Genomic DNA, 19,590 nt, shown 5'->3' on the forward strand with positions numbered 1-19,590 from the left:
GGATAAAGACAACAGTTGTTTAATGATTATTTGGCTGTCTTTAGGTATTAGTATTTTAGTTTAATGATTATTTGGCTGTCTTTAGGTATTAGTATTTTATTTTGTGACTACATTTCGATGCAATAAATCTTGTTTTGCTTAGTCAATTATTCATCTTAATTAGACAAATTTTGGTTTAGTTGTTTACACGATCTATCTCTTATCAGATGCGTACAAATACCTAATAAACAAAGGAGTATGAAGATGCCTATCGAACAACATCGAGAAAAAATCGGTCAATTCAACAACAAATCACAGAAATATATGACGGAAGATAACCTAAAAAGAAATCTAAGCTCACTTGCAGACAGCTTTGGGCATTATCCTGTCGGTAGAGGAGTCTGGTCGCCGACAGGAATATTGTACTTATTAAGTGTTGGTCAAAATCTTCGGATATCGGAAGCAAATCTACCGAATCGACAGCGTGCAGTGCAAGAAACGACTGCTGCATTTGAAGTGGATACATTTGTAGAAGCACGACAACAAGGGAATGAGACCTCTTTACATTCTTTAGTGTCAAGTTCTACTGCGGCCCCCCAGCGATTTACCCCATTTACGCCGAATCATTCGTCTATACCTACCAATTCGACGATTGAGGTTGCATTGCCTTCGAATTCACTCATTTATTTAGTAGAGAAGGCCCATCAGTGGAGCATAGGGCTGCACAAAATGGCGCATCGAATTGCGCAAGTCGAAAATTGCACGACTACGAGCGAGATCTTTCACCAAAACCCTCTTGGACTTTGGAATAGCGCCAATCATACACAAGCTCATTTTAAAACTATTTGTCAGACAGCTATTACAAAATCACAAACAACCAATGAAGAACGAAAAAGTATGCCTGCGAGTATTCAAAAATTTTCTTTTAAAAAGCAAACAATAGAGAAGACAACACACAGATTCACTGCCGAAGAAGCAGCCAAAAAAATGAAAACGGTATTTGAATCAACGGTGGAAGAATTCTATCAAACAAAAAATAGAAGAACGAAAGAAAAAACAAAAAAGCATGGAACTCCTATTCCTGAAGCGCCAATCGTTGATGCTTTTTGGGGAGAACTGACCGAGCTCTTTACGACATTTTTCGGTAAACCTGAAAATGCTACATATACAGAGCAACCAGCAGACACGAATGGATACTCAGTGATGGATCATTTGGTTGAGTGGCTGACTCAGACGTTCTCAGTCAATCATTCGTCCTATGATACGATGGATAGCAAAATAAATCAGAATTCGAATATTCCTCTAGCGTCAGTTTTACCTGATCAATCCCAGACACAAGCTTCAATGGCGGAACCAGCTGTCAAGGAAGTGGTGGCAGAAGCGATATCACCTTTATGGGAACTCACGAACAAATTGGCGGAAAAACTTGATCACTTCATAAAAAAATATGATTTTTTAGTCACAAGAGGCGTAGAGGCAGCGCCCATTATTGGTCGACCAATGCCCGATCAATCTACGACTGTTCAAACTGTTGAAGGGAATCTAGAGGATCAACTCCTACTTCCTTCTATGGATTCTGGATATGAACAAGTCATTCAAATCATTGAAGCAATCTCTAAAAATAAAAAACCTACGGGGATTTTGTCCCCATTACCGAACTTTTATTATGACGAGTTGCTTTCTCAAAGAAGGAATCAAACAGCTCAAGTGAACACGTATTTAAAAGAATTTTTTGTTGATCAGAATTTACTTCCTACGCAAGCGACCGATCTGGAATTGATTAAAGTTGTCCAACGATGGGCCGGTATGAATTGGAAAAATGAAGAGTCTCTGTCCTCCGCTAGAGCACAGTATCTCGCTTACCGGATACTTACCGGATATGGGATAGAAAATGTCCGACTAGGGGATTTCTTATCGGACATAAAGTTACAGTCGATCTATAATCAATGGAAAACGAATACATTGTTGATTGATTATCAATTTAAAGAAATCAATGAAAAAACGGAGCAGTATCGCTTATCACCTGTAGAGGATGATGCAGTGATTCGACTACAAAATCAAAAAAAAATAAATAATCAAATTTATGCGGATTTTAAGCATCAGCGCCCAGAGACTGTTTCTAAGGGGACCAAAATTCTAGCGATTTATTACCATAAAAATAGTTTCAACAGGCGATCAAAAACAGTAGAAGTAAACGCAATCGTTGAAGAATTTCTTTACAAGCATCGAATTTATTTGAATAAGCCAACGCCTGAAAAGTTAATCTATTGGCTGCAAAAATGGATTTTTAATGGCAAACTGTACGATGAAATCCTCCAAAGGGAGTTAACAGCAGCCAACTTACTTTTGAAAGCCTATGGATTGACAGAGAAACATTTAACGGTCAATATGGCACGAGCGATTTTGTTGCAATGGGAAGAAAATAATGCGCAGATCGGTTATACATACAAGAAAGCTAAGAAAAAAATTCTGGGCATCGATATCAATAAAATCAAAAAGGATCAGGAAAAGGAACGTAAGGAACAGATGAATCAAAAAATCGAACTGTTTCTTCGTGAAAATAATATAGATCCACCTCTAAAGAACCTTCATGAACCAGTAGAATCATCACGAATGCCATCAATGAATGATCAAGTTATGGCACGCCAAAGAGTAGCGGAATTTTTATCGGAGCAAGATGTTGCTTGTAATGCATCGGATCCCAATGTTTTTGCTGAAACTGTGTCAAACTGGATATTACTTGAGGGAGCAACTAAAGACATCATTGATATGGTAAAAGTCAAACAAATCGCCCAAGTGATCCTCGATGAAAAGGTAGATGGTGTTATTTCAAATGAACATGCTGAAATCACTTTTACGAAATGGTTGTGGGAGTTGATTGAAGCCGATGAATCATTATTGACTGTAGTGCCACGATCAGTGAATAATGAATCCATACTTGAAAATAGTACAGTCTCAACTTCTACAGACATAAACGAGACCACTCTGACAGAATCACCGATCAAAGAAGAAAAGAAATCGAAAGAAACAGCAAATAGTGAGCAATGGCGTAGTCCAAAATTATTAAAACAAGTCGAAAATTTCTTTCGTAATAAAGGTCTGTTGATTGGCATGGCGACAAAAGAAGATGTTCTGAGTGCGATGGGGCGATGGTTCATCGAAGGTGAGAAGCAAACGGTCATCATGCCTGAGAAAGTTCAGGCAGTTGCTTCTTTGATCTTAAAAGAATTGAACTTATATGGTGGCGGTCCAGATGAAATGATTTCTGATTCCAGTGCAGAAAGAACGGTGATGAAGTGGGCGTTTGAGAATGTATTGGGGAGCTCGATCGAAGCGTACATCGTAAAGAAAATCGTCGATTCCCCTGATCCATCAGCCTTTACGATTGGTCATCTTAGAAAATTGCTCATGTTTGAAGAATTAAAAAAAGCAGGAGTGATCAACCTATCTCCGCCATCCAATACTTTACAACAGGGCAATCAAGCAGGCGACACAGAGATGTTTTTTAGGAAACTTTGGATTTCTTTGTCCAACCGAGCGTTGCCAAATTACTTATTGAAGTCAAGCAATCTTTCAGATAATTTATTGATTTCTGATTATAATTCATTGATTCAATTAACAGGTGAGAGCTTAATGACAGATTTAGGTTTTGCTAGACAGTTTAATCAGACTGAGAAGCAATTGCTAGGTGAATTTTTCTTAGAAACGCTTAGTGTTGAAGGCATCCGTCACTTTGAAGAGTTGTCCTTCCTTTTAACGCCAGCTTTGCTCACTGTGGCGCAACTAGAACCTGATAAAATGCAAGAAGCGCTAGTGAAAGGAAACCTTATCGAAGTAGCACTGACTACCTTTATCGGTTATTCACAAAGAGGTTATCTCCAGATGATGAAGATGCAAGCGATTGCGGATGATCTTGTTCTTACGTATCGACAAGCTGTGACCAACTGGCGACGAAAGCTTGTGTTAGTAGATGAGGTACTAGCAGAGTGTAATCGACTTGGCATAAGACTTGATTTGGCTGCGAGTCAAGTGTATCTAGCTGGTGGTAACCCTTGTCCCGGTCCATGGATCCCACCAGATCTTGAGAATTGGTATACTCGATTGACAAAAGATGTCTCAGAATCCTTTCACTTGCTTAATGAGTTTTTGATCCAGCTTTCAATCCAATCGATCCGAGAACAGGAGTTGGATTTTATCTTTTCTCCTGATAGCCGAATTTATGAAGCTTCGGCTCAATTCAAGAGTGAAGTCCGTCAATATCAGTACCCAATGAATTTACGTTCAGTTCCTCCGCTTTTATTTTATAAACAGGAGGAATTATTGAACTCGACGCTCAATTTGAACCAAACAGATCTGATCGTTGTCCTCAAGGGAAACGAAGAACGATGGTATGCGTTGAAACAAGTGGAAAATGGTGGCTATAAATTTTATCGTGTGGACAAAGATCCCTTTTTATTCCTTACCTATGGCCTGATGGATCAGAAAGATATTTGGGATGGGCAATTTCGAAAAAATGGGGATATGATCCGGATTGGCAAGAAAGATTATACATTCACAACGAAAGTGCATACCGATAAGGAATTTTCTCGTGGAGATACGAAACAGACACTCGCCAATCAAATCAGTTTGAAGCATCGAGATGCGCTCTATCAACAGTTATACGACTCAGGCAATGAACAAACGACCGCTACAAAAGTCTGGAATGTTTTAAAACACGTGATCCCTTTTTATGATTGCGTGGTGGGTATCTCCGAACAAAATGCTGAAGAAGCAGTACCTAATTGTCTGATTGATGCGGTCTCATTGATCCCACTTCTAGGTCAGGTGACGACTTTCAACATGCGGTTTGCCTTAGGAGTCGCAAAATCTGTCGTTAAAAGTGGGATGAGTGTGACGCTAAAAAACAGCGCACGCTTTCTGCCGACGCTAACCGAACTTAGCGGGCTAATCATAAATACGATACGTTATTTGGAGCCGGGCGTGGAGTTGATCGCAGGTAGTGGACGCTTCATTTTGAAACGTTTAGTCAAATTTAGCAATGAACAATTTATTGGAAAAGAATTAAAAGCAGCATTAGCAAAATTAGGCGAATTAGGAAGTCAACAGACTGATTGGACAAAAAAATATGTGACCGCTCGCTTAGCAAAGGATGGTCCAGAAGTCCGAGTGAAGCGTATGTCAAACCATTTATACTTGAGGGTAAATGACCTTAGAAATGGGGATGTGTTTGGGAAATATTTTACCTTAAGAGGTACCCAGTTGAGAGAATTTGAAGGACCTGCTACCTTCACACCAAGACAAAAGGTAGTGATCCAACGACTTTCAAGAACATTGGACGTTGATCAAGTATTCGTAGAAGAACCCAATTTAAATCCTAAAGCTTATGGAGAAGGGAACATCTTTACATTCAAAAAAAGAGATGGTCAACGAGTTTCTGTGCTTCAAATGGATGGGCATATGATTCCTGTCGAAATAACTGTGCTCAAAAAGCATGGCGTACGCTACGATGTTTCTGATGGAGAAAAGCTTTTACCTGTCAATTTCAATGGGATTGAATGGTATTTTGAACCATCTACATCGCCAATGGTGAGGAAACCTGTAGAAATAGATATAACGAACCGAATCAATCAATTTGAGGCATTATGGGACCCAAGTATCCTTTCACCCCCAGATGAACGAGGTTTGATGTGGAATGCGGAGGGGAGGTCTTATATTAGAATCAACGATCGCTATCTTCCATTGATCTTACTGGATAAAGATGTAAATCGGTACCATCTAGTAAAAAAAGATATCCTTGAAACGATGACTATCTTACGGTTCGATCCAATTAACCGCTCATTTAGATTCGAAACTGAGCTTGAAAAACAAGCGATTGACATTCAAAACCAGATCAGAAGAGCCGGAGAAAGTGATGAGGTGATACCAGGTACTTCAAGCGGAACTGTTGGCACATCCCAAGGGGAAAAAACGTCACAACAGGTAACTCCATCCTATCCACTACTACCAAATACGCCAGGTAAATGGGAAGAATGGAATAAAATCAGGGAAGCAGTGGCAGTGTTCACAGATCCGCTACCAAGGACGGTCGATAAAAATGTAGAACCTAAGAAATTAACTACTTTTATTCCCGAACCACAAGTCGAGGTTATGTTGAATGAGGAAAGTATGCGTCAATCAATATCTGAAGTAATTGCAATAATGTATCATTCACAACCTGTAGACTACAAAGTTTTTTCGGGTTTGGATCTTAGCAAGGTGCCTGATTACCTTCAACCTTATTTGAAAGAACTTTCAGATGGATTTTATGAAGCAATCAATTATTTCAAAACTACAAAAGAAAGATGTATTGAGTTGTTGAAACTAGATAACATTGCGGAAACTCCTGAAGGTAAGTATGCAGTAGAAATGTTTGACATGTATCTGATCAAAAATCGTGAACCTTATTTGAGGGAGATCTTTAAAAGACTATTATCTGTATCTGAAAAAGGCGAACGCTTTCTTCGCCAGTCAGCGGATTGGGGATTTAAAAATATTTGGATCGTCTCTACAGAGTTAGAAAAAAATGAAGCGAAGCAAGTATTCTATTCAAAGGTTGAAGCGATCCCAGAGGCATATGCGTTTATGATGAGTCATGATCCGGAGTGTCGAATCATATTTATTGCTGATATGAATCATATTGATCCAGATTATATGCCAAAACTACAGATATCTGTAGATCCAAAGGAAACTCTTATCCATGAAACAACACATATCATGTCCATGACATATGACGTTATTTCCAGCTATCCGTATATGGTGTCAGGATATTCGAAATCTGGAGCAGATGTTCGCAACCAATATTTCAGAAAGTATCCAGGTTTTTTCAAAACGGAGGAGTTTACTCGCTTTGTTGATCAGTTAGCAGATTACCAGAACTCTCCGATGTTATCAGAAGAAGCGGTTATACTTGCAGAAAAAACTGACGCGATGATGAGTATGAATATTCAAAGTCTTGATGCAGAAACCCTTACGATAATCATTAGAGATATTGCATTAGGGAATCCTTTCAATAAACGTCCAATCAATCAACGACCAAAACTCTTTAAACGAGACCTCAGCAATCAACAGAACAAACCAAAAATAAATGGTGAAATGCTGGTCTCTCTTGCATTAATGAATTCAGGACAGTTCAATATAGCTGAAAGAAATCTAGAATTGGGAGTTACAAAAAAACCGATAGTCCAGACTACTGCAAGTCCCTTGCCAACCAGTACGCCTAATAAAGAGAATACCAATCAGCAAGGCTCTGGACAAGATAAGACGAAACAAAGTAAGAAGAATCAGAATAAGAAGAATCAAAAAAAGCCGCGGATAAATAAACTGGTTGGATTTAGCACGAAAATCAGTGGGTTTGTGAATGAAGGACAAGTAAACACCTCAGCCAAAAAAAAGAGCGACTTAAATCTTCAAAAGTAATGAGACTAGGAAAAATTATACACTTTTTGTTCAGCAATTTACTGTGGAGCAACGATCCAAGAATAAATGATCAATACCTACGGAGGTCGGGACAGCAGCGTGTCATCTCGAGAAATAAGGCGTCATCCACGAAAATGGTTCTTCAACTTTTTGTGGATGACGCTTTATTTCTCGCAGAGGGTCCTTCTTTTTCCGCCGTTTATACGGGGTGGGCGAATGACCCAGCCCTTTATTATTTTTCCCTTATTAAAGCAACATATATTTTACATTTAGTAAGATATAGTTTACAATCAGAGTGACAGAGAAGAATGGAGGTTAACTATCAAGTTGAAAAACATCCGAATGAAACTCGCGCGTTTAGCAAATGATTTAAGTCAAGAAGAATTGGCCCAACGTGTAGGCGTGACAAGGCAAACGATTGGATTGATTGAAGCAGGGAAGTATAATCCCACACTCAAGTTGTGTCAGGCCATCTGCCATGAATTAAATCAAACACTAGATGATCTATTTTGGGAGGATAAAGATGAAAAAGAATAAACTTAAAGATGAACGTATCGTACAGGTCAATAATCAAATACAAAGTGAAGCCTTTTTGTTATTATTGGTATTATTAGGGACTTCGATCTTTGTAAAAAGTTATTTGTTGGAGCAACCAGTTTCTGAAGTGTTTACCGAATTATTGTTGCTAGGAGTAGCGTTCATCTATTTATTGATCCGTGGCTCACTGATTGGTCACGAGCTTATCGATCAATCCAAACATGCAAAGAAATTACGAGTGTTAGCAGTCATTGTTGGAAGTGTATTCGTTTCTGCAGTTACTGGGGTGAGGAATTATACCTTATATCATGAGTTATACACTGGTTATTTCGATCCTCATTTTTTAGCGATTTTAGGGATTACATTTATATCTTCAGCTTTATTTATGTCTGCCTTAGTGTTTTTGGTTTCTTCTGTCAATCGATTTGGGCAGAAAAGACTTGAAAGTAAATTAGAGGATGAAAATGAGGAAAAATGACTGCTGAAAAAGATGATACAAGGATCGATCCATTAGGGATAACAGAGATTCCGCTTGTGTTTTGATAGAGACTAACGCATAATAGGAGGAGCGAAAATGGAAGTGAATGTTACTAGAGATACGGGATTTTACGGAATGGGTAGTCCAATCACATTACGGGTGGATGATCGGAAAATCAGTTTGGGGCAAAACCAATCTGTTACTCTAGATGTAGACGTCCCGTTTCAGATGCAAGTCACCTTTTTTTGGCTCAAAAGTCCAGTCTATACGATAGCAGAACCAACTAAAAACTATCGGATCACGATGAATTTATTGCTATTACAGTTATATCCCGTACTTTTCTTGTTTACAGGGATCAGTGCTGTTGCTATTCAAAGTATCCTTTATAGTTTACTGATCGTCGTCGTAATGATTGGTTTCTTTCTATTTATAAAAAATAAAGCATATGTCATCAAGGAGGCTAGTGATGAAGAATTCTGATCTTTTTTTGAGTAGCTTTAATCGGATCGAAAAATGGATGCAAGAAGAGATGGGGAATCCACGAAATATGGGGTTCACTGAACTCGTTCGTCGTTTAGCACAAAAGCAACACCAAAGTATCAAAAAATATGAGGATGACTTACTACAATTGGCTCAATTACGTAATGCGATCGTGCATGATCGGATCGCCGTCGATTTTATTATCGCTGAACCTAATGAATGGGCGACGAAGCGTATGCAAAGAATCGAGCAAGAACTGATTCGTCCAGAAACAGTGTTACCGCGTTTCGCAAAGCATGTAACTGGGTTTGAATGGGACATCCCATTACCTAGTTTGTTGGAGACGGTTGCTCAAAAGCGTTATTCTCAGTTCCCGCTTTATCATAAAGGAACATTCAAAGGATTAGTGACGTTGCGGATGTTAGGTTTTTGGTTAGCCAAAGAAAGTCATCATGGTGTGATCGATCTTCAAGGGAAAATAGCTGCCGATCTGATCACTCAAGATGGTAAGTACACCAATTATCATTTTGTATCCGCTCAGACAACGATTGCTGAAGTAGAAAAAATGTTTGGCGAGCAGGGTACGCTTGAAGCTGTGTTGATCACCAAAAACGGTGACCCTAACGGAAATTTATTAGGGATCATCAGACCAAGAGATATTTATCATGAAGTAGAAAAGGAATGATTGTTTGTTAGCGATATATTGGATTATAAGTGCGTTGATCATCGGCTTAGATCAATGGGTAAAATGGTTGATCGTCGATAACTTTGCTTTAGGAGAAACGAAATCAGTGATTCCAGGGATCTTGTCCTTGAATCATATCCGTAATTTCGGAGCAGCTTGGAGTTTACTAGAAGGAAAAATGTGGTTTTTTACTGTCGTGACGATCATCGCAGTTGTAGTGATCTTGACGTTGATGATCAAAAATCGTAGCAACGGAAATCGTTGGTTCATGATCGGTCTGACATTGATCCTAGCTGGGGCGATCGGTAACTTTATCGATCGTGTCCGTTTAGGTTATGTGGTCGATATGTTCCAAACCGATTTCATGAATTTCCCGATCTTTAATGTGGCGGATATTTCTTTAGTGATCGGTGTGATCTGTGTATTGGTTTATATTATTTTAGATGAAAAGGAACAACGAAAAAAATGACACAATTAAAAGCAACGATCAAAGAAGAAAAAGGGCGGATCGATAAAGTTCTAACAGGATTATTTCCGGATCATAGTCGTTCACAAGTCCAACAATGGTTAAAAGACGGTGCCGTATCAGTAAATGGGGAACCAGTAAAGGCGAATTACAAAGTGAAATCGGCGGATACGATCATTATTGATGTGCCAGAACCTGAAGAACTTGAGATCCTCGCAGAAGATTTACCGATCGAGATCGTCTATGAAGATGACGACGTAGCTGTGGTCAATAAACCACAAGGCATGGTCGTTCATCCTTCTGCTGGTCATGCCCAAGGAACACTAGTCAATGCGTTGATGTACCATATGAAAAATCTATCATCGATCAATGGCGTGATCCGTCCAGGGATCGTCCATCGAATCGATAAAGATACGTCTGGATTATTGATGATCGCAAAAAATGATCAAGCCCATGAAGCTTTGGCACAGCAATTGAAAGATAAAACTTCCCTAAGAAAATATATTGCTTTAGTCCATGGCGTTATTCCTCATGAAAAAGGGACGATCAATGCACCTATCGGGCGCTCAAAAGTCGATCGAAAAATGCAAGCGATCCGCGAAGATGGAAAACCAGCTGTGACGCATTTTACTGTACTAGAACGTTTTGAGAATTTCACTTTAGTAGAGTTACAATTAGAAACAGGGCGTACGCATCAGATCCGTGTGCATATGAAGTATATTGGTTATCCTTTAGCAGGTGATCCCGTATATGGACCAAAGAAAACCCTCAAAGGCAATGGCCAATTTTTACATGCGAAATTATTAGGTTTCACTCATCCTCAAACGAATGAACGAATGACCTTTGAGGCACCATTGCCAGAAGTTTTTGAAAAAACTTTAGAGAAGTTGAGAAAAGATATTGCTTTTTAAAGTACTTAACGGTATAGTAATAAACAATAAAAGAAAAACTTAATAGAAGTCCTTTAAGTTTAGTCCCGTGAGGCTAAGAAGGGTGTGAGTAAGAATTCCTGTGGTGCGCCATAGCGAGACTTGCTCAATGACGTCGCATACACAAAGCGACCAGTGTAGTAGTATACACTCAGTCTAAACATTCCTCCTGTCCTCTTAGGGCAGGAGTTTTTTTGTGTAAAAAATGGAGGGGGAAAAATGATGCAAGCAAAAGAAGTAGTGGATCAAGTAACGATGAAACGAGCGTTAACACGTATCACTTACGAAATCATCGAAAGAAATCAAAGTATCGAAGAGATCGTCTTAGTCGGGATCAAAACGAGAGGGATCTATATCGCTGCTCGAATTGCCGAACGTCTGAAACAACTCGAAAATATCGAAGTACCTGTAGGAGAACTTGATATCACATTGTACCGTGACGATAAAAAAGAGATCGCTCAAGAACCAGAATTGCATTCTTCAGATATTCCAGTCAGTTTAGAAGGAAAAGAAGTTATCTTGATCGATGATGTGTTATACACAGGACGGACGATCCGCGCTGCAATGGATGCAGTCATGGACTTTGGTCGTCCAAGAAAAATCTCACTAGCAGTTCTAGTTGATCGGGGACACCGAGAATTACCGATCCGCGCAGATTACGTAGGCAAAAATATCCCTACAGCAAAAAAAGAAGAAATCTTAGTAGAGATGCAAGAATTAGATGGACAAGATCGCATCATGATCTTAAACGAGGAAAAGTAGAGGAGTAAGGCAAGATGGCAGAAGAAAAAAAGTTCCACAACGATAGTGTGGTATTAGACATCCATGATCGACCAACCATTGGACACTGGGTGGGATTAAGTTTACAGCATTTATTCACGATGTTCGGTGCAACTGTCTTAGTACCGATCTTAGTCGGAATCGACCCTGGGATTGCTTTGGTCAGTTCAGGATTAGGAACGATCGTTTACTTGATTACAACAAAAGGGAAGATTCCAGCATATTTAGGCAGTAGCTTTGCGTTCATCGCCGCTATGCAGATGTTGATGAAAACCGACGGCTTCCCGGCGATCGCACAAGGCGCGATGACAACAGCACTTGTCTATCTGATCGTTGCGTTGATCATCAAGAAAATCGGTTCGGCTTGGTTAGACAAAATCTTGCCACCGATCGTGGTTGGCCCAGTCATCATGGTCATCGGTTTAGGTTTAGCTGCCAACGCAGCAAACAACGCGATGTTCAATCAAGACCATTACGATTTCAAATATCTATCAGTTGCGTTGATCACTTTAGGATTGACGATTTTCTTCAATATGTTCTTACGCGGGTTTCTAGGATTATTACCGATCTTGCTTGGCATCATCTCTGGTTACATCGTGGCTTTACTTTTCGGGATCGTTGACACCCAACCAATCATCGACGCACCATGGTTCGCGCTGCCTAACTTTGAGATTCCATTTGTGCAATATCAACCGAAGTTATATATAGGGGCAATCACTACGATGGCACCGATCGCCTTTGTCACAATGACCGAACACATCGGCCATTTGATGGTCTTGAACAAATTGACCAAACGAAATTTCTTTGAAGATCCAGGCTTACACCGTACATTGACAGGAGATGGCTTGGCTCAATTAGTGGCAGCTTTTGTTGGTGGGCCGCCAGTGACAAGTTATGGTGAAAATATCGGCGTCTTGGCAATCACTCGCGTACACAGCGTGTTCGTCATCGGAGGCGCAGCGGTCTTCGCAGTGATCCTTGGCTTCATTGGCAAACTAAGTGCTTTGATATTAAGTATTCCTGGGCCAGTCATTTCAGGTATCAGTTTCATCCTATTCGGAGTGATTGCGGCAAGTGGGATGAAAATCTTAGTCGAAAACAAAATCGATTTTGATAAAAAGAAAAATCTATTGATTGCTTCAGTCATCTTAGTCGTAGGTATCGGGGGATTAGTCCTGGAAGTCGGGACATTCACTTTATCTGCCATGGCACTAGCAACAGTTTTAGGAATCATTTTAAATCTTATCTTACCAGAAACTTCACGCAGCGAAGAAAATTAAGGAGGACATCGCATGATCATCAAATCAGAACGCATCAGTTTAAAACACTTATTAACGGTAGAAGCATTAACAGACCAAGAAGTAATGGGGTTGATCCGACGAGGACAAGAGTTCAAACAGGGCGCAACTTGGTCACCACAAAAATCCCAATATTTTGCAACGAACTTGTTCTTTGAAAACAGTACACGAACGCATAAAAGTTTTGATGTAGCAGAAAAGAAACTTGGTCTTGAAGTGATCGAATTTGAAGCAAGTACAAGTTCAGTTACAAAAGGTGAAACATTATACGATACCGTTCTAACGATGTCTGCACTTGGGGTGGATGTAGCTGTTATCCGTCATGGAGATGAAAACTACTATGACGAATTGATCCAAAGTAAAACGATCCAATGCTCGATCATCAATGGCGGTGACGGTAGCGGGCAACATCCAACGCAGTGCTTACTTGATTTGATGACGATCTATGAAGAATTTGGCTATTTTGAAGGCTTGAAAGTGGCGATCGTCGGAGATATCACACATTCTCGTGTCGCAAAATCGAATATGCAGATGTTGAAACGTCTTGGCGCACAGGTTTTCTTCTCAGGTCCAAGAGAATGGTATGACGATGAATTTGAAGTTTACGGTCATTACTTACCACTAGATGACTTGCTGGATCAAGTCGATGTCATGATGATGTTACGTGTGCAACATGAACGCCACGATGGAAAAGAAAGTTTTTCAAAAGAAGGCTATCATCAAGAGTACGGCTTGACAGTCGAACGCGCTAAAAAAATGCAAAAACATGCAATCATCATGCACCCGGCACCAGTCAATCGAGATGTCGAATTGGCGGATTCACTGGTTGAAGGGTTACAGTCACGGATCATTCAACAAATGAGCAATGGTGTATTTGTCAGAATGGCGATCTTAGAAGCTGTATTAAGTGGAAAAGCATAAACATAAGAGGAGGAAGAAACATGAAAACACTCATTAAAAACGGTCAAATCAATACAAAAAGAAATGAAACAACACCAGCAGAAATTTGGATCGAAGAAGGAAAGATCAAAGCAATCGGTACAGGCTTTCCTGAGGCTGAATTTGATGAAGTGTTTGATGCACAAGGGCAGTTGATCACACCTGGATTAGTGGATGTCCATGTCCATCTGAGAGAGCCTGGCTTTACTTACAAGGAAACGATCGAAGCTGGCACGAAAGCAGCTGCTCGAGGTGGGTTCACCACTGTTTGTGCGATGCCAAATCTTGACCCAGTACCTGATACAGCAGAAAAATTAAAACAAGTCTATGACATCATCAAACGTGATGCTGTCGTCAAAGTATTACAGTATGCACCGATCACTGAGAATCTTCGAAGTGAAGAACTGGTCGATCAAGAAGCATTGATCAATGAAGGCGCATTTGCTTTTACCAATGATGGTGTCGGCGTGCAAACAGCAGGCACGATGTACTTAGCGATGAAAGAAGCTGCGAAAAACAATAAAGCACTTGTTGCTCACACAGAAGATGAATCATTATTATTTGGCGGTGTGATGCACGCAGGAGAAAAAGCAGAAGAGCTAGGGTTGCCAGGTATTTTGAGTGTGACTGAGTCTTCTCAAATTGCTCGTGATCTCCTATTAGCGGAAGCAACAGGGGTTCACTATCATGTCTGCCATGTTTCAACAAAAGAAAGTGTGCGGGTGATCCGCGATGCGAAAAAAGCCGGGATTCACGTGACTGCAGAGGTTTCACCGCATCATCTGATCTTGATCGATGAAGATATCCCAGAAGATTTTGGTTTTTGGAAAATGAATCCACCGTTGAGAGGCAAAGCCGATCGCGAGGCATTGATCGAAGGCTTGCTTGATGGCACGATCGATTGTATTGCCACCGACCATGCCCCACACGGATTAGAAGAAAAAAGTCAAAGTTTCTTGCAATCACCATTCGGGATCGTTGGAAGTGAAACAGCCTTCCAACTCGTGTATACACATTTTGTTGAAACAGGAAAATTCACACTAGAGCAAGTGATTGACTGGATGGCAGTCAAACCAGCAGCCATCTTTGGTTTGGAAGCTGGCACCTTGACGATCGGCGCACCAGCAGACTTGGCAGTTTACGATATTGCGCATTCCGCAGTAATCGATAAAAAAGATTTCTTATCAAAAGGCGAGAACACACCTTTTGTCGGTTGGGAAATCAAAGGGGAAACATTGATGACATTTGTCAACGGAAAACTTGTTTGGTATAAGGGGGAATAATTGGATGGAACGGTTGCTGATTTTAGAAGATGGCACAGTATTTAAAGGGAAATCATTTGGCGCGACAGCCAATGTGTTTGGAGAAATCGTCTTTACGACAAGTATGACAGGATATCAAGAAACGATCACAGATCAAAGTTTTAATGGACAGATCATTACATTTACGTACCCGATGGTAGGGAACTATGGCGTCAACCGTGATGATTATGAATCGATTGCACCAACGTGTAAAGGTGTAGTGGTCAAAGAGCATGCACGTGTTGCGTCAAATTGGCGTAACCAAATGACATTAGACGAGTTCTTGAAACAAAAAGGAATCCCTGGTATCTCTGGCATCGATACACGGGCGTTGACACGAAAAATCCGTGAAGTTGGGACGATGAAAGCCAGTATCGTGGATGCAGGCGACACATTTGAACATGCGTTTGACCAACTAAAAGCAACCGTCTTGGCAACGAACCAAGTCCAACAAGTTTCAACCAATAAACCTTATCCTAGCCCAGGAACAGGAAGAAATGTGGCAGTCATTGATTTTGGATTGAAACATAGCATCTTACGTGAATTGAGTAAGCGTGACTGTAATTTAACGGTCTTACCGTACAATACGGATGCGGAAACGATCCTTTCATTATCGCCAGACGGCGTGATGTTGACGAATGGACCAGGGGATCCGAAAGATGTACCAGAAGCGATCGAGATGATCAAACAAATCCAAGGCAAGATCCCGATTTTCGGGATCTGCCTAGGGCATCAACTTTTTGCACTAGCCAATGGGGCAGATACGTACAAGATGAAATTTGGTCATCGTGGACTGAATCATCCTGTGCGTGAAGTTGCCACAGGAAGAATCGATTTTACGTCACAAAACCATGGCTATGCGGTAGATGAACAAACGATCGATCCGGAAAAATTACTTGTCACTCATGTGGAAGTCAATGATGGCACAGTCGAAGGTGTCCGTCACCGTCGCTATCCTGCCTTCAGTGTGCAATTCCATCCAGATGCAGCACCTGGCCCACATGATGCACTACATTTATTTGATGAATTTATGGAAATGATGGACGCTGGAAAGGAGCAATTCTAATGCCAAAACGCACAGATATCAATAAAATCATGGTGATCGGTTCTGGTCCGATCATCATTGGTCAAGCCGCTGAGTTTGACTATGCAGGTACACAGGCTTGTCTTGCTTTAAAAGAAGAAGGCTACGAAGTCGTCTTAGTCAACTCCAATCCAGCAACGATCATGACTGATAAAGAAATTGCCGATCAAGTCTACCTAGAACCAATCACATTAGAATTTGTCTCGCGAATTTTACGAAAAGAACGTCCTGATGCGATCTTACCGACATTAGGTGGGCAAACAGGTTTGAATATGGCAATGGAATTAGCTGAATCAGGAATCTTGGACGAATTAGGCATCGAATTATTAGGGACGAAATTAAGTGCGATCGACCAAGCAGAAGATCGTGACTTGTTCAAAAAGTTGATGGAAGAATTAAATCAACCAATCCCAGAATCAGAAATCGTGACAACGGTGGAAGAAGCAGTCGCCTTTGCCAATAAAATCGGTTACCCGATCATCGTTCGTCCAGCCTTCACACTAGGGGGTACTGGTGGTGGTATGTGTGAGAATGAAGCCGAACTACGACAAATCGCGGAAAATGGCTTGAGTTTGTCGCCTGTTACCCAATGTTTGATTGAACGTAGTATTGCAGGCTTCAAGGAAATCGAATATGAAGTGATGCGCGACTCTGCCGATAATGCCATCGTTGTCTGCAACATGGAAAATTTCGATCCAGTCGGTATCCATACAGGGGATTCGATCGTCTTTGCTCCAAGCCAAACATTAGCAGACCATGAATATCAAATGTTAAGAGATGCATCACTATCGATCATCCGTGCATTGAAAATCGAAGGTGGCTGTAACGTTCAGTTAGCATTAGACCCTCATAGTTTCAACTACTATGTCATCGAAGTGAACCCACGTGTTTCACGCTCCTCTGCTTTAGCAAGTAAAGCGACCGGCTATCCGATCGCAAAATTAGCAGCTAAAATCGCGTTAGGCTTGACCTTGGATGAAATGAAAAATCCAGTAACAGGAACGACTTATGCTGAATTTGAACCTGCATTGGACTATGTAGTAGCAAAAATCCCACGTTGGCCTTTCGACAAATTCGAAAACGGTGAACGTGTCTTAGGCACGCAAATGAAAGCAACCGGCGAAGTGATGGCGATCGGTCGTAACATCGAAGAATCTTTATTAAAAGCCGTTCGTTCATTAGAAATCGGGGCGCACCACCTTGAATTGCCAGAACTGAAGACAGTCAGTGAAGAACGTTTGATGGAGAAAATCGTCCGAGCACAAGATGATCGTTTATTCTACTTAGCCGAAGCGATCCGTCGTGGCTATCCGATCCAAGAATTGGCAGACTTGACGAAAATCGATTTATTCTTCTTGGATAAATTGTTGCATATCATTGAATTAGAAGAGGAGCTTTCGGCACAACCGAATCAGCTGGATCTACTTCTTACTGTGAAACAAAATGGATTCACAGATCGAAAAATTGCGGAATTGTGGAAAACGACGACGGAAGCGATTCGCCAATTACGTACGGAAAAGAACATTCAACCTGTTTACAAAATGGTCGATACGTGTGCGGCCGAATTTGAATCCCACACACCTTACTTCTATAGTACGTATGAAATCGAAAATGAAAGCCATCGTTCAGAAAAACCGTCTGTTCTAGTACTTGGTTCTGGACCGATCCGTATCGGACAAGGGGTAGAATTTGATTATGCGACAGTTCATTCCGTCAAAGCCATTCAACAAGCAGGCTATGAAGCAATCATCATGAATAGTAATCCTGAAACCGTTTCGACAGATTTCTCGATTTCTGATAAACTTTACTTTGAGCCTTTGACTTTTGAAGATGTGATGAATGTCATCGAGTTAGAACAACCAATCGGTGTCATCGTCCAATTTGGAGGACAAACAGCGATCAATCTAGCTGAACCATTAGCAAAAGCAGGTGTAAAAATCTTAGGCACAACGATCGAAGACCTTGATCGTGCAGAGAACCGTGATTTATTCGAACAAGCGTTACAAGAATTAGGGGTGCCTCAGCCACTAGGAGATACTGCGACAAGTAAAGAAGAAGCAGTTGCAGTTGCCAATAAAATCGGCTACCCAGTACTTGTTCGTCCAAGCTATGTCTTGGGAGGTCGGGCAATGGAGATCGTCGAGAACCAACGTGACCTAGAAGATTATATGGAACATGCGGTCAAAGCTTCACCAGAACATCCAGTCTTAGTCGATCGTTACTTGATCGGTAGTGAGTGTGAAGTCGATGCGATCTGTGATGGCGAAACCGTTTTGATCCCAGGAATTATGGAACACATCGAACGTGCTGGAGTCCATTCAGGCGATTCGATGGCGGTTTATCCACCACAAGCACTGTCAGAGGAAATCAAGCAAACAATCGAAGATTACACGATCCGTTTAGCACGAGGGTTGAATTGTATCGGGATGATGAACATCCAATTCGTGATCCATGACAACCAAGTATATGTCATCGAAGTGAACCCACGTGCGAGTCGAACGGTTCCTTTCTTGAGCAAAGTGACGAATATCCCGATGGCACAGATCGCGACAAAAGCCATCTTAGGAGAAAAATTGAAAGACTTAGGCTATGAAGATGGTTTGTACCCTGAAACTGCCAACGTCCATGTCAAAGCGCCAGTTTTCTCATTTACGAAGTTGCATAAAGTGGACACTTATTTAGGCCCAGAGATGAAATCGACAGGTGAAGTCATGGGTTCGGATCAAAACTTAGACAAAGCGCTGTATAAAGCGTTCGAAGCATCTGGTTTACGCTTGCCTGATTATGGTGCTGTCTTGTTTACGATCGCCGATGAAACGAAAGAAGAAGCCTTAGGTCTAGCAAAACGCTTTGCAGAAATCGGCTATAGCTTATTGGCAACGAAAAATACCGCAGCGTTCTTTGAGCAACACGGACTTGTGGTGACCCCAGTAGCTAAAATCTCTGAGGAAACAAAAGAGAAAAATGTCGTTGACCTGATTCGTGCGGGCAAAGCACAAGTAGTCGTCAATACCATTGATAAAGATCGTGGGAATGCGTCAAAAGATGGTTTTATCATTCGACGTGAAGCAGTAGAGCATGGCACGCCATTGTTTACTTCCCTTGATACTGCGGATGCGATCGTCCGCGTGATGGAATCCCGAGCATTTTCAACACAAGCAATCTAATCGTGGAGGGCA

13 protein-coding genes are annotated in these 19,590 nt (G+C 41.0%); all 13 read left to right on the forward strand.

What is annotated here, in order from left to right; all coding sequences use genetic code 11:
* The first annotated feature begins 243 nt into the window (after positions 1-243).
* The 13 genes from IGJ14_RS06415 (at position 244) to carB (ending at position 19,578) form a co-directional block, all read left to right on the forward strand.
* Entirely contained in the window at positions 244-7,434 is a 7,191-nt protein-coding gene (locus IGJ14_RS06415) for a QWxxN domain (RefSeq protein WP_430608417.1), read from the forward strand.
* 342 nt (positions 7,435-7,776) lie between these two features.
* On the forward strand, positions 7,777-7,971 hold the full coding sequence (locus IGJ14_RS06420) for a helix-turn-helix transcriptional regulator (RefSeq protein ID WP_196768995.1): 195 nt from the start codon (positions 7,777-7,779) through the stop codon (positions 7,969-7,971).
* Positions 7,958-8,449: a DUF6773 family protein gene (locus IGJ14_RS06425; RefSeq protein WP_019723662.1), complete on the forward strand. Its 492-nt coding sequence runs from the start codon at positions 7,958-7,960 to the stop codon at positions 8,447-8,449. Before IGJ14_RS06420 ends, IGJ14_RS06425 begins: the two co-directional genes overlap by 14 nt.
* Before the next feature lie 96 nt (positions 8,450-8,545).
* Entirely contained in the window at positions 8,546-8,929 is a 384-nt protein-coding gene (locus tag IGJ14_RS06430; RefSeq protein ID WP_019723661.1) for a hypothetical protein, read from the forward strand.
* Positions 8,916-9,614, forward strand: a complete 699-nt coding sequence (locus IGJ14_RS06435; RefSeq protein ID WP_019723660.1) for a CBS domain-containing protein — start codon at positions 8,916-8,918, stop codon at positions 9,612-9,614. The genes IGJ14_RS06430 and IGJ14_RS06435 overlap by 14 nt, the downstream gene beginning before the upstream one ends.
* Positions 9,615-9,618: 4 nt before the next feature.
* Positions 9,619-10,083 (forward strand): signal peptidase II, encoded by a 465-nt coding sequence (gene lspA / locus IGJ14_RS06440; RefSeq protein ID WP_019723659.1) that lies wholly within the window; start codon positions 9,619-9,621, stop codon positions 10,081-10,083.
* Positions 10,080-10,991 (forward strand): RluA family pseudouridine synthase, encoded by a 912-nt coding sequence (locus IGJ14_RS06445; protein ID WP_195339264.1) that lies wholly within the window; start codon positions 10,080-10,082, stop codon positions 10,989-10,991. The genes lspA and IGJ14_RS06445 overlap by 4 nt, the downstream gene beginning before the upstream one ends.
* A gap of 240 nt (positions 10,992-11,231) precedes the next feature.
* Entirely contained in the window at positions 11,232-11,771 is a 540-nt protein-coding gene (gene pyrR / locus IGJ14_RS06450; RefSeq protein WP_029594119.1) for a bifunctional pyr operon transcriptional regulator/uracil phosphoribosyltransferase PyrR, read from the forward strand.
* Positions 11,772-11,785: 14 nt separating this feature from the next.
* Positions 11,786-13,069, forward strand: coding sequence for a solute carrier family 23 protein (locus IGJ14_RS06455; protein WP_010735517.1), 1,284 nt, complete (start codon positions 11,786-11,788; stop codon positions 13,067-13,069).
* Positions 13,070-13,081: 12 nt separating this feature from the next.
* The gene (locus tag IGJ14_RS06460; protein WP_023519624.1) at positions 13,082-14,008 is read left to right on the forward strand and encodes an aspartate carbamoyltransferase catalytic subunit; all 927 of its coding nucleotides are present in this window, start codon (positions 13,082-13,084) and stop codon (positions 14,006-14,008) included.
* Positions 14,009-14,028: 20 nt separating this feature from the next.
* The gene (locus IGJ14_RS06465) at positions 14,029-15,309 is read left to right on the forward strand and encodes a dihydroorotase (RefSeq protein ID WP_019723657.1); all 1,281 of its coding nucleotides are present in this window, start codon (positions 14,029-14,031) and stop codon (positions 15,307-15,309) included.
* A gap of 4 nt (positions 15,310-15,313) precedes the next feature.
* Positions 15,314-16,393, forward strand: a complete 1,080-nt coding sequence (locus IGJ14_RS06470; RefSeq protein WP_066025534.1) for a carbamoyl phosphate synthase small subunit — start codon at positions 15,314-15,316, stop codon at positions 16,391-16,393.
* A complete protein-coding gene (carB, locus tag IGJ14_RS06475; protein ID WP_019723952.1) occupies positions 16,393-19,578 on the forward strand; it encodes a carbamoyl-phosphate synthase large subunit in 3,186 nt (1,061 codons plus the stop codon). The genes IGJ14_RS06470 and carB overlap by 1 nt, the downstream gene beginning before the upstream one ends.
* The last annotated feature ends 12 nt before the right edge of the window (positions 19,579-19,590 follow it).

This window comes from Enterococcus sp. DIV1304_2, assembly GCF_050555445.1.
GTDB classification, from domain to species: Bacteria; Bacillota; Bacilli; order Lactobacillales; family Enterococcaceae; genus Enterococcus_B; species Enterococcus_B pernyi.

Bases quoted from the DNA above. Each gene is read 5' to 3' on its own strand.
- IGJ14_RS06465 (WP_019723657.1), top strand. From the start codon at position 14,029: ATGAAAACACTCATTAAAAACGGTCAAATCAATACAAAAAGAAATGAA.
- pyrR (WP_029594119.1), top strand. From the start codon at position 11,232: ATGCAAGCAAAAGAAGTAGTGGATCAAGTAACGATGAAACGAGCGTTA.
- IGJ14_RS06460 (WP_023519624.1), top strand. From the start codon at position 13,082: ATGATCATCAAATCAGAACGCATCAGTTTAAAACACTTATTAACGGTA.
- IGJ14_RS06430 (WP_019723661.1), top strand. From the start codon at position 8,546: ATGGAAGTGAATGTTACTAGAGATACGGGATTTTACGGAATGGGTAGT.
- IGJ14_RS06455 (WP_010735517.1), top strand. From the start codon at position 11,786: ATGGCAGAAGAAAAAAAGTTCCACAACGATAGTGTGGTATTAGACATC.
- carB (WP_019723952.1), top strand. From the start codon at position 16,393: ATGCCAAAACGCACAGATATCAATAAAATCATGGTGATCGGTTCTGGT.
- IGJ14_RS06435 (WP_019723660.1), top strand. From the start codon at position 8,916: ATGAAGAATTCTGATCTTTTTTTGAGTAGCTTTAATCGGATCGAAAAA.
- IGJ14_RS06470 (WP_066025534.1), top strand. From the start codon at position 15,314: ATGGAACGGTTGCTGATTTTAGAAGATGGCACAGTATTTAAAGGGAAA.
- IGJ14_RS06425 (WP_019723662.1), top strand. From the start codon at position 7,958: ATGAAAAAGAATAAACTTAAAGATGAACGTATCGTACAGGTCAATAAT.
- IGJ14_RS06445 (WP_195339264.1), top strand. From the start codon at position 10,080: ATGACACAATTAAAAGCAACGATCAAAGAAGAAAAAGGGCGGATCGAT.
- IGJ14_RS06415 (WP_430608417.1), top strand. From the start codon at position 244: ATGCCTATCGAACAACATCGAGAAAAAATCGGTCAATTCAACAACAAA.
- IGJ14_RS06420 (WP_196768995.1), top strand. From the start codon at position 7,777: ATGAAACTCGCGCGTTTAGCAAATGATTTAAGTCAAGAAGAATTGGCC.